10 protein-coding genes are annotated in these 12326 nt (G+C 46.0%); all 10 read left to right on the forward strand.

The genetic code is table 11. The features are described 5' to 3' along the window. Positions 1 to 7 precede the first annotated feature (7 nt). The 10 genes from GQF01_RS13580 to GQF01_RS13625 all read left to right on the forward strand — a co-directional run bounded on the left by GQF01_RS13580 (position 8) and on the right by GQF01_RS13625 (position 12326). Positions 8 to 712, forward strand: coding sequence for a DUF4831 family protein (locus tag GQF01_RS13580; RefSeq protein ID WP_161407298.1), 705 nt, complete (start codon positions 8 to 10; stop codon positions 710 to 712). Between the two features lie 27 nt (positions 713 to 739). After that, positions 740 to 1480, forward strand: coding sequence for a hypothetical protein (locus tag GQF01_RS13585; RefSeq protein ID WP_161407299.1), 741 nt, complete (start codon positions 740 to 742; stop codon positions 1478 to 1480). Positions 1481 to 1510: 30 nt separating this feature from the next. Beyond that, positions 1511 to 2221, forward strand: a complete 711-nt coding sequence (locus GQF01_RS13590) for a hypothetical protein (RefSeq protein WP_161407300.1) — start codon at positions 1511 to 1513, stop codon at positions 2219 to 2221. A 123-nt stretch (positions 2222 to 2344) separates the two neighbouring features. Next, the gene (locus GQF01_RS13595; protein ID WP_161407301.1) at positions 2345 to 3661 is read left to right on the forward strand and encodes an ABC transporter substrate-binding protein; all 1317 of its coding nucleotides are present in this window, start codon (positions 2345 to 2347) and stop codon (positions 3659 to 3661) included. A 74-nt stretch (positions 3662 to 3735) separates the two neighbouring features. Continuing rightward, entirely contained in the window at positions 3736 to 4734 is a 999-nt protein-coding gene (locus GQF01_RS13600; RefSeq protein ID WP_161407302.1) for a hypothetical protein, read from the forward strand. 37 nt (positions 4735 to 4771) lie between these two features. Then, entirely contained in the window at positions 4772 to 6136 is a 1365-nt protein-coding gene (locus GQF01_RS13605) for an ABC transporter substrate-binding protein (protein ID WP_161407303.1), read from the forward strand. Positions 6137 to 6193: 57 nt separating this feature from the next. Continuing rightward, positions 6194 to 7585, forward strand: coding sequence for an S-layer homology domain-containing protein (locus tag GQF01_RS13610; RefSeq protein WP_161407304.1), 1392 nt, complete (start codon positions 6194 to 6196; stop codon positions 7583 to 7585). Between the two features lie 87 nt (positions 7586 to 7672). Further along, the gene (locus GQF01_RS13615; protein WP_161407305.1) at positions 7673 to 8380 is read left to right on the forward strand and encodes an ABC transporter ATP-binding protein; all 708 of its coding nucleotides are present in this window, start codon (positions 7673 to 7675) and stop codon (positions 8378 to 8380) included. Beyond that, positions 8370 to 9398 (forward strand): efflux RND transporter periplasmic adaptor subunit, encoded by a 1029-nt coding sequence (locus GQF01_RS13620; protein ID WP_161407443.1) that lies wholly within the window; start codon positions 8370 to 8372, stop codon positions 9396 to 9398. Before GQF01_RS13615 ends, GQF01_RS13620 begins: the two co-directional genes overlap by 11 nt. Before the next feature lie 12 nt (positions 9399 to 9410). Beyond that, positions 9411 to 12326, forward strand: coding sequence for an ABC transporter permease (locus GQF01_RS13625; RefSeq protein ID WP_161407306.1), 2916 nt, complete (start codon positions 9411 to 9413; stop codon positions 12324 to 12326).

Here is a 12326-nt window from a genome sequence, read left to right on the forward strand (position 1 = left end):
AAAAAAGATGAAACGTCTTCTCGCAATATGCTTAGCTGGCGTCATGGTTGCCATGCTGGCGGCTTGCTCGAATTCAACACAGACGACGGCAAGCACGTCAAGCGGACCGGTCAAAATGCTCTATATCAAACGAGGGGAAGGGACGAATGATCCCTTTGTGGTCAAGCATTTTGAGAAGGCAGGGTACACCGTCATTGATATGGCGGATAACGTATTCAAGTCAGAACTTGTGAATGGTTACGGGGTCGTCTATGTCAGTCCTACGGTCAACTCCTCCAGAATCGATGCTCAGCTCAAAAGCTCCAAGGTACCTGTTGTGTACGCCAAACCCCAAGTGGCTAGTCTTTCTGCGTTAACAGGACTGCTTGATTACAACGAGCTCAGCGCGGCGAAATCTGTTCAAATTAAAGACAGCAAGCATCCGCTGGCAGCGGGACTTAAAGATCAAGTAACGGTCTACAAAAATGATGGAAAAATCGGGTACGCTATACCGGGCAAAGAGGCTGTTACGATCGTAACAGCGCCTGGGGATGATAAGAAAGCGGCTGTTTTTGCCTATGAGAAAGGGGCCAAAAACATTAACAATGAGCCAGTTCCATCCCGGCAGGTGTTCTTTTATTTAAGTGCAGGGGAAGAAATGAATCAAACCGACGACGGCTTTAAACTTTTGGATGCAGCTGTTCAGTGGGCAGCTCAAAATGGGCAAAAATAAACGTTCCTGACAGGGAGGAAGTCCGTTATGAAAATGGTACATGCAGCCATCATGGCTTGTATGGTTGTTACACTCTCCGCTTGCAGCTCGGCCACTAGTCATCCTGTATCAGTATCCAACCAACCAGTGTCCAGCGCAGCAGCCAAAACGCAGAACAATGGGAAAAGCGTGCTTTTTGTCGGCCAAGAAGGCGGTGGAGACGGGATAGTGATCAAGCGCTTCAAAGAAAAACACGGGATCAATGTGACCGTAGTTTCCGACAAAGAAGTGACGACTGAGAAGGCGAACGGCTTCTCTTTAATTTTTGTCAGCGAGTCCGTGAATTCAGGGAAAATCAAAAATAAATTTGTCACCATTCCTGTGCCTGTCATTTACGACGAACCGCAAATTTCCGGTGATACGGGCATGACGGATGTGGACATGAATGGCCAACTGGAAGGCAACAATGCCGTCAAGACGATTCAAATCCGCAACAATCAGCATGCCCTGGCAGCTGGTCTGCAAAATAATGTGGATGTCTACAGGGATAATGGGAAGATGAGCTGGGCGACTCCAGGCAAAGATGCCATTGTCATTGCTACCGTTCCCAATGATGAAATGAAGGCGACCATTTTTGCTTACGACAAAGGTATGACGAATGTGAAAGGGCAAACCGTTGCTGCACGCGAGGTTTTCTTTTACATGATGACAGGTGAGGAAATCAATCAAACCGAAGATGGATGGAAGCTGTTCGATGCCGCTGTCCGCTGGGCGCAAGAGACCAAATAACGTTCATTTATTGAAGGAGGTAGGGAGTTAATGAAACGGTTGTTTTCCTACTTATTGATCGTAGTCCTTATGTTGGCAAGCGCAGCATGTTCAGTGGCAACACAGAAAGATGCCGGGAATGGCAATGAAAGTGGAAATGGGAATGGGAAGAAAGTACTTTTTGTCGGCACAGACAGCGCAAACGATCGAATCGTGATGAAGCATTTCAAGGAGCTCGGGTTTGAAGCTACCCTGATGTCCGACAAGGAACTTACGCCGGATCAGGCGGCAAATTTCGGCTTGGTGTTTGTCAGTTCATTCGCAGGCTCTCATCGCGTTGCTGATAAATTACTCGAATCCACTGCGCCTGTGATCTACGCCAATGGCAAAATATTAGGCCAAGTAGGGCTAGCCAGCAAAGACGATTCGGATTATGGCGATTATTCAGGCCTATCGATTGCCATCAAAGAGAGTAAACATGCGCTTGCTGCAGGCTTACCCGGCAGTGTGGATATTTATAAGGCCGAAGCAAAGATTAGCTATGTGGTACCGCAAGGGGGCGTTATTATCGCCTCAGCGCCGGATAACGACAAACGTGCCGTGATTTGCGCTTTCGAGAAAGGCCAGAAAAATATGAACGGCCAAGTTTTGCCGGCTAAGCGGATGTTCTTCAATTTAACGGGTGGGGAAGAAATCAACAGGACGGAGAATGGATGGAAGCTATTTGATGCAGCCGTTCACTGGGCAGTAGGTAAATCATGATTCAGAATGATGCAACAAACAACCTATAATGTTGGAGAACCCCCCTAATGTAAACGTAAACATTTCGTAATAAAGTTAAAGTATACAAAATTTGAAATAACGATTGGGAGGTTCATAGAGAAAATGAAAAAATTTCTCAAAGCATCTTTAGCGATCACCTCGGCTTTTGTCATCCTGACAGGCTGTACGTCCGAGCCTGCACAAACCGAGACCGAGAAACAGCCCGTTGCCTCTGAAAACAAATCGCCGGATAACGAGATTTTCATTTATACGGTGTATCCAGCCTTTTATGCCAAAGAAGATATTTGGGAAAAGCAGGTCGGACAATACCTTAAGAAAAAGTTCCCTGATCTCACTTTCAAACATGTTCAGTGGGATAATCCTGGCCGACAATATAAGGATCTGATTGCAGCCGGCACGGTGCCTGACATTATTATTGATAATGCCCGTATGAATCTGCAGCGTAATATTTTGAAGAATGATTTGCAGTATGATATGACAGACCTGATCAAAAAGTATAATTTCGATACGAGCACTTTAAATCCTGCGGCAATGACGCAAATGAAGAACATCACGCCGGAAGGGAAGATTTATGGTCTGCCTTTCCAATTGAGTGATTTCGTACTTTTCTATAACAAAGATATTTTTGATAAGTTCGGTGTGGATTACCCGAAAGATGGCATGACGTACGACGAAATATATGAATTAGCTAAAAAGCTGACCCGTGTAGAAGGCGAAAACACCTACAAGGGCTATCAACAGCATCCTGGTTTGTATATGACTTATAATCAGCTTTCACTTTCACCTCTCAGCTTGACAGAGGACAAAGCGGAAATGAATACACCAGGCTGGAAGAAGGAAGTTGACAACTTAAGACGTTTCTACGAGATCCCAGCCAACCAATTTACATCTGTCGATGATTTCCCAAAAGGGAAAATGGCGATGAGTGTTCACGTGACGGAAAAGATCGTTCAGTGGTATGAGCAAAATAAAAACTTGAACTTTGATATTGCTGCTATGCCATCCTTCGCTGATGCGCCAGGCGTCAAAGCTCAGCCAAATCTGTACTCGGCGTACATTACGAAACAGTCAACGAAGAAAGATCAAGCTTTCCAAGTCATTCAATATCTACTTTCTGAAGAAATGCAAATCAATTTCGCGAAGGAAGGCATTATCGGACCGCTGCAAACGCAGAAAGTACAAGAAGCTTTCGGTAAAAACTTGCCGCAAATGCAAGGAAAGCATACGCAAGCCATCTTCTATGGCAAAAACGCAATGCCGCCAGCGGCTCGCTCCTCAGGCTTAACTTACATTGATGTGCCTGTACACGGCGTGTTCCAGCCTCTAATCTTCGGCGAATCTAAGGATTCTGTAACCGCACTGCGTATGATTGAAGAATCTTCAACGAAAGCGATTCAGACCGAGAAAGCTGCCCAATAATTCAGCCATTGGCTCCTTCATCCGATCCTTGGAGGGGCCTTTCATTCCACTTTGAAAAAGGAGTGACCCAATCCATGAAACGTTTTCTAATGGTGCTCATAGCTGTATTTATGACAATCACCATGAGCGCCTGTTCATCATCAGAGAAAGCAGCTGACCCGGTTGTATCGACAGCTCCTACGTCAACGGTAACAGCGACGGCAACGCCAACTGCGGCTTCAACAGCGACAGCGAAGGCTTCCGAGACTCCGGCAGCTTCATCAACGCCAGTTGCTTCAGCCACGCCTGCAGCAACCGTTGAAGCAACGAAGGCAGCTAGCCCAACGGCTGATGCCACAAAGGCGCCAGCTGCGACTAGTTCAACTAAGGCAACTGAAGCTCCGGCCACGCCTGCTGCTGCACCAGCTGCAAGTACACCAGAGGCTGCACAGAAACCAGAAGTTTCGCCGAAAGGGAAGAAAGTGCTGCTGGTTGGAAGGGATTCTGAACCACTTCCTGCTGAAGATGTCGCGATTGCGAATCGGTTGAAAGGAATGGGATTTAGCGTAGCGCATCTCAGCGATCGTGAGCTCACGGCCGATGCGACGAAAGGGTACGATTTAATTTACATCAGCCAAACGACGAATTCGAAATTTTTGAAAACAGGCGCCATGAAGGAAGTCGCTATTCCAACTGTGTATGTGAAAAGCCACGGTATGTTCTATCTCGGGCTATCCTCCCAAGAGGAAGGAACGACTGTGAAGAAGCTGAAATCGATTGATATTGTCGATAGCAAGCATAAAATTGCTGGTGGCTTATCGGGGACTGTAGATGTTTATACGGAAACTGGTGATAACTTCGGCGTCAGCTACGGTATTCCAGGCAAGGAAGCGAAAGTCATTGCGACAGTCCCTGGCGACAAAGCGAAGGCTGCTCTTTATTACTATGACAAAGGTGCAAAAGCCGATAACGGCTATGAAGTGAAAGCGCGATTATCCTACTACTACTGGAGTAATGGGATGCAGGATACTTCTACGGATGCTGGTTGGAAGCTCTGGGATAACATAGTCTTGTGGACGTTGCAAAACGGATAATGAATACTTTTCGTTCATGAAGGAGGTAATAATCGTAATGAAACGAGTAAAAGTAAGCTTAGCTCTTGCACTCACGCTTGCGATGGCGGCTGGTTGCACGAACGAAGCAGCTCCAAGTACGAAACCAGGTGGAACTGATGAGAAGAATGTAACGCAAGCTCAGTCGTCACCTGATAACGAATTGTTTATTTATACCGTATGGCCAGCGTATTACGTCAAGGAAGATATTTTCCAGAAGCAAATTGGCGACTACATCAAAAAGAAGTTCCCGAATATCACGATTAAACACGTGCACTGGGATAATCCTGGCAGACAACACAAAGATTTGATTGCAGCTGGAACCATTCCTGACATTATTATTGACGACACAAGGCGTAACGTACAAGGTCAATTGATTAATAACGACCTGCAATATGATATTTCCGATTTGATCAAAAAGTATAATTTCGATACGAGCAAATTAAATCCGGCCCACATGGCGCAAGTAAAGAATTTAACACCAGATGGCAAAATATACGGGCTGCCGTTCTATAACAATGATTTCGCTCTATTTTACAACAAAGATATCTTCGATAAATTCGGTGTTGATTATCCGAAGGACGGCATGACCTATGATGAGATTTACGAGTTGGCGAAAAAGCTGACACGCGTTGAAGGTGACATCACGTACAAAGGTTTTTCACAAAATCCAGGTCATTATCTCAATTATAATCAGTTATCCCTTTCTGCATTAAGCAAAACTGAGGATAAAGGGGATATGAGCGATGCAGGTTGGAAGAAGCTGGTAGACAACATGCGTAGGTTCTATGAAATTCCTGCGAATCAGTTTGATACCGTGGAAACATTTGCTTCAAAACCGACTATCGCGATGGGTGTTGCAACAGTAAGCGATCATTTGGTCAAATTCTACGAGGAAAACAAGAACCTGAACTTCGACATTGCCTCTGTGCCTTCTTTGAGCGATGCTCCAAACACCAGATATCAGCCTAACGTCTATTCGATGTACATCACGAAGCAGTCTAAGAAGAAAGACCTTGCGTTCCAGGTCATGGCTGCGCTGCTATCGGAAGAGCATCAAATCGATCTGGCCAAAGAAGGTGTCATTGGACCGCTTGAGACGGATGCTGTGAAAGCAGCATTTGGTAAAAACCTGCCGCAAATGCAAGGTAAGCATGTGGAATCTATTTTCTATGGTAAAAATGCGATGCCTCCTGCTGCCCGTCAGCAAGATTTAGTTTGGTATGATGTCCCTGTCCAAGGTGTATTCCAACCGCTGATCTTCAACGAGTCCAAAGACTCGGTAACAGCGATTCGTATGGTACAGGAACAAGCTACCAAAGCAATTGATACTTTGAAGGCAGCCAAAACGGAGATTAATAAGGCAGCGACCACGACGAAGTAACTGTTTACCAGCAAACAAGAGATACCTCACAAATTAAATCTAGGAAGGTGAATTCACTTGAAAAAATTTGTATTCTCATTACTATCTATCCTACTCATGTTCTCAACGATCCTGCCGTTTGCTTTTGCAGCGGAAGCGGATGCACCAGCCGCAGCAGTCAAAAGTGTTGACGATTTCAAAGATTTAAAAAATTTACCGAAAGCAGATAAAGATAAGTTCGATTCGCTTATCCAAGATGGCGTTTTTAATGGGTTGACGGAAGATACATTCGGACTTGACGCTCGGATGAATCGGGCACAATTTGCGAAAGTAGCTGCTATTATTTTTGACCTTGAAGTTGACAATACACTTACGGTTTCTTCCTTTAGCGATGTTAGTGCCGATGATCCAGCCAATTCCTATGCGCTTCCTTACATTGAGGCATTGAAGAAGGCAGGACTTACGAATGGTTACGATGAGGAAGGCAAAACCTACAAACCAGCTGGTGAGGTTTCCCGCCAAGAGCTTGCGGCGTTCCTGATCCGTGGATTAGGCTTGGATGCTGACGCTAGTTCGGCTGAGCCCGTTGATGATTCTACCGTAGATGACTGGGCCAAAGGTTATGTCTCTCTTGCTCTTGAGAAAAATTTGCTAACGAATCAATCGGCAGGTAAGTTCAGCGGAAAAACATCCGCTACACGCAAAATGTTGGCTCTTGCAAGCTTTGCAGCGAAACAAATTCTTACTGGCGGTGCGCCAGAAGAAACAGCTGAACCAGAGGTTCAGCCGCAGCCAGGAGATGAACCAGCAGCACCAGCTGAAGAAATTTCTGCACAAGGCAAGAAAATGCTCTTCATCACACGTCAAAGCTCGCAAATGACACAACTGAAAGAAAATCCGGATGATGAGAAGCTAATTACTCGCATGAAAGATCTTGGTTTTAGAGTGACATGGGTGAATTGCGACAAATTTACGGCTGAAAAAGCGGAAGGCTACGATTTGATAATTGTCAGCAACACGCTAAACTCCAAATATCTGCGTTCCGGCATCATGAAAGATGTGGCAATTCCAACGGTTTATTTGAAAAATCACGGTATGTACTATCTCGGACTTTCCTCCCAAGAGGAGAACACCAACGAGTATAATATTAAATCTACGACGATTGCTGAGCCGAAGGATAAAGCGGCAGCTGGACTGTCAGGAGATGTCGAGCTTCTATTAACAACGGATCCCAAAACAGCTATTGCTTATGGCCTTCCGGGTAAAGAAGCAACTGTTGTAGCTACCGTTCCAGGAAAACCGAAAGAAGCAACGATCTTCTATTACAACAAAGGAACGCACTCGGATAGCGGTTATGAAGTGCAAGCGCGACTTTCTTTCTTCTCATTTGCTGGTAATTATGATAACGCGACAGATAGTAATTGGAAGCTTTTGGATGCCCTTGTTTTGTGGACGCTGCAAAACGGCTAATAGCTTTGAGTCAACATGTCGAACTCCAGTTTTCGAACTGGAGTTCTTTCTCTAGCCAAATCCGCACATCTAGGAGCGTGAGTGGTCATGAATGCACAGCAGCAACAAGCAAGTTCTTCACCTCTTGTTAAGGCCGAAGGCGTTACCCGCATATTTGGACGCGGCTCAGCTGCTGTTCATGCCTTGAGAGGAGCAAGCTTAAGTATTCCGTCAAAGCAGCTCATTGCACTCAGGGGTCGTTCAGGCTCTGGCAAAACGACACTAATCAATATTTTGGGAGCGCTGGATCGACCGACAGAAGGGCGCGTTTTCTTTGGCGGCAATGAAATCAGCGGATATTCAGAGAGTAAACGTAACGCCCTCCGGCGTAAGGATATGGGGCTTATTTTTCAATCTTTTGGCCTCGTTCCGTTAATGACGGCGTATGAGAATGTCGAGTTTGGTTTGCGTATTGCCGGTGTGAAATCGGTTAATTTTAAGAGTTACACGGAAAGCGCGCTAGAATATGTGGGACTTAAAGCAAGGATGAAACATAGACCGTTTGAAATGTCCGGAGGAGAGCAGCAGCGGGTGGCTATTGCAAGAGCAATTGCCCATAAACCGACGTTAATTCTCGCTGACGAGCCGACGGCTGAATTAGACAGCAAGATGGGGGCGCAAGTGATGCGTGTATTCAAAGATTTGGTACAGCATGAGGGAATGACGATCATTCTCACGACGCACGATCCCGCCATTATGAGTTACGCCGATCATGTTTACGCATTGGAGGATGGACAAATTGTCGATGCGACTTAAACGCGCCGTATGGCCGATTATCGGCCTATGCTGCATGGCGTGGATGTTAGCAGGATGCTCATTTTTGCCAGTTGAAGAAGACGAATTGAAACCACCGCTTGTGGAACCGGCGAAGGAAACCTTAAGCCTGTACACGGTCAAGCGCAGTAATATTACCCAGCAAATTACGGGTGTTGCTACTTTTGCTTCCGATAAAATGGACTATTTATTTTATTCAGAGTCCGGTGGACGTTTGAAGAAAATCAACGTGAAACTGGGTGATCAGGTAAAAGCCGGGGACGTCCTGGCAACAACAGAAACGTCTGATTTGGAAATGAAGCTGAAGCTCCAGCAAATTGCCATCGAGAAATTGAAAATTTCACTCCAGCAAGCGATGGCGGAAAAAGATGCCGATGATCCCGATATTCGAATGAAGCTGCTTGATATGGAAAGCGCCCAGCTGCAACTGGAATCGCTGGAGAACCAAGTTCAGAATACAAGACTGACTTCTACGATTGATGGGATCGTGACGTTTATCGATACGCTTCAGCCGGGGGATCAAGTCGTTGCCTACAAACAAGTTATCACACTTTCAGATCAGAAACAGATGAAGCTCGTTTATACGGCTTCTAGTGCAAATGATTTGGGTGGAGTCGAAGTCGGCATGGATGTAACGGTGAAAATCAAAGATAAAACGTATCCTGGGAAGGTCGTTCAGACCCCTCTCTCTGCACCGCCGAACAGTAATAAAGCGATTCAGGACAAAAATGCGAAAGCTGTTTACATCCAAGTAACAGGTTTACCTCCAGAAGTCGTGATTGGCAATCAAGCCGATATCACGATTGTGACCCAGAGGCGGGAGCAGGTCATGGTAATTCCAAGAGCCGGACTTCGCAACTATATGGGGCGCGATTTTGTACAGGTGCTCGACGGTGAGAGCCGTAAGGAAATTGATGTGGAAAAAGGAATCGTTGCCGCAACAGAAGTGGAAATACGCAAAGGGTTAAGCGAAGGGCAGCAGATTATCCTGAACAACTAGGAGGCTAAGACATTGGCATTATTTATCATGATCTTGCGCAAAATGATCAATAATAAATGGCTTGAGCTTAGCTTGTTGTTCGGGCTTGTGCTGTCTGTCGCACTGGCGAGCAGCATGCCGATTTATACGAGTGCCATTTTGCAAAGACTACTCATTCAAGAAATGCAGCAGCTGCAGCTGGGGAGCAATCAATATCCGGGCATTTATTGGCTGTCGGCCTCTTTTTCCGCGCAAGAAAAACAACAGAAACATGTCACGATCTCAGAAACGGAACAGTTTTTGAAGGAAAGAGAGGGACGATTCGGCATTCCCGTGCAGACTTTCGTTCGCGAAAGAGCGACGCAGCGCTATAATTTAATGCCGGCGCAACCAGACAAAATCGATATTAATCTGCAAAGATCGGCTGATATTTCTGCGATTGATGGCATGGAAAGCCACATCAAGCTAGTGGATGGACGATTACCGGCGAAAGAACCGGTTAACGGGGTGTATGAAGCACTTGTTGCGCCCGAATCTTTAACTGAACTCGGGATGGTGCTGAACACCGTTTTCATTATCAAAGATGTGGGTTTGAAGGAACCCATTTCCATTAAACCTGTTGGCGTATTTGATCGCAAAGACTACACCGATACATTTTGGTACAACAATACAAGCAGTTATAAGAATAGCTTCATTATCGATTTTAATCTGTTTGAGAAAGCGTTCACGGAGGGCGGTAAGCTGAATGTTCAGTCCAGTTATTGGTACTTCGCACTTGACTACAAGCTGTTGACGCTGGCTTCCGCCGACGGATTTCTTTACAACGACCAAGCCATCAATGCTTATATGGATGCTCATTATGAAAACCATAATAAAAACGTGCCAGCACTCCAAACACTCACGAACTACTATGTAAAAGAAGCGAATTTGCGGAAGATGTTATGGTCGCTTAATGTGCCTGTTATGCTGATGCTCGCTTTTTACTTATTCATGGTAGCCAACCTCATTACGGAAAGGCAAAAAACGGAAATCGCCGTGCTGCGAAGCCGGGGAGCCAGCCGTACACAAATTGTTCTCAGTTACGCCGTTGAAGGCGTGGTGCTTGGAGCGATTGCCTTTGCGGTTGGGCCGTATTTTGGCGAGTTGATTACTAGTCTATTAGGTGCATCCAGCGGATTTCTTGAATTTGTTCAGCGTGCTAAGTTAGAAACTGCGCTTAATCAGGATGCCTTTCTGTATGCTTTCGTCGCAATCTCTGCATCGCTTGTCATGACGCTTATTCCCGTCGTCCTTGCGACAAGAGTAACCATTGTCGGCCACAAGCAGCAAACAGCAAGAATGCAGAAGCAGTCATTTTGGCATCGTTTTTTTCTCGATATCGCAATCATCGGTATTTCGTTATACGGCTTGCAGAATTACAAAACAAGGGTCAAAGATATCCTCTCACTTGGTCTGAAATCAGGTGATTTAAGAGTAGATCCGCTGTTGTTTCTCATTCCTGCGATGTTTATTTTCGGACTCGGACTGCTAGTGCTGCGCTTATATCCTTTGTTCATGAAGCTTTTGTACAAAATCGGTAAACGCTGGTGGCCGCCAACGATTTATACGACTTTAATCCAGGTGAGCCGTTCGATTATTCAATATCAATTTATTATGGTGTTTCTCATTATTACGATTGCAACTGGACTCTTCAGTGCGAGTGCCACACGTACAATCAATCAGAATACGACGGACAAAATTCGGTATTCCGCAGGCGCCGATATCGTCATGAAGATTCATTGGGAGAATGATGCGCCGCCAGCAATCTTGTTTGGTGCAGAGGACTCGGGCGATGACAGCACGTCTTTGGAAACCTCATCGGAAGACGAACCCGTGACCGCACCTCCAAAGGTTCAATATAGCGAGCCATCTTTCCTGCCATTTACCCAGTTCCCAGGGGTGGAGCATGCAGCGAAGGTGTTTGTCAGAAAGGATGCCTCGTTCACCAAAGGCAAAACGAATGCAACGGTCCAGCTGATGGGCATTGACACGAAAGCATTCGGTGAGACGGCTTGGCTCAGAGATCAGTTGCTGGATCATCATATTAACGAGTATCTGAATCTCATTGCCAAAAATCCTTCAGCCGTTTTGATCTCCAAGTCGATGGCAGAAGAATATGGCGTCAAAGTAGGAGACACTTTGTCAGTCGGTTGGCAGAATCTTGAGCCTGCCTCTGTTACCGTCTTCGGGATCATCGATTATTGGCCATCCTGGAATCCGAATCCTGGAGCAGGCGATACGATTTCGGTTACCACGAAGCAAGGTACGACAACGAAGGTCAAGAAACCGATGCTGATCGTGGGTCATCTGACTTACATACAGAACAACATTGGGATTGAGCCTTATGAGGTTTGGATGAAACTGAAGCCGGAAGGGAGCAGTCAAGCCGTCTATCAGGCAGTGACCAAGCATGGTTATGATATCGAGTCGTTGACGGACGCGAAGCAAGCGCAGATCTTGGCGGTCAAAGATCCTTTTCAGCTAGCGATTAACGGTGTGATGACATTAGGGTTTATCATTTCGGTTGTCGTTTGCTTCTTCGGATTCCTGCTCTACTGGGTGTTATCCTTATCCGCTCGGACGCTGCAGTTCGGGATCTTCAGAGCGATGGGAGTTTCCGTCGCACAGTTGATTGGCATGCTGATTGGTGAACAAGTGATGGTATCGGGAGCAGCAATTCTTATTGGGATGATGACGGGCAACGTCGCAAGCCACTTGTTTGTTCCCTTATTCGAGTTATCGTTCGATCCCAGCACACAGGTACCTCCGTTTCAAGTTACGTTCGATCCACGCGACCATCAGCGGCTATATGGGATCGTTACAGTCATGATCTCCATTGGACTTGTGGTGCTTGGACATATCGTCTCGCGCATCCGGATACATCAAGCCGTGAAGCTTGGGGAGGATTAA

The sequence above is a fragment of the Paenibacillus silvestris genome (assembly GCF_009882985.1).
GTDB lineage: Bacteria > Bacillota > Bacilli > Paenibacillales > NBRC-103111 > Paenibacillus_E > Paenibacillus_E silvestris.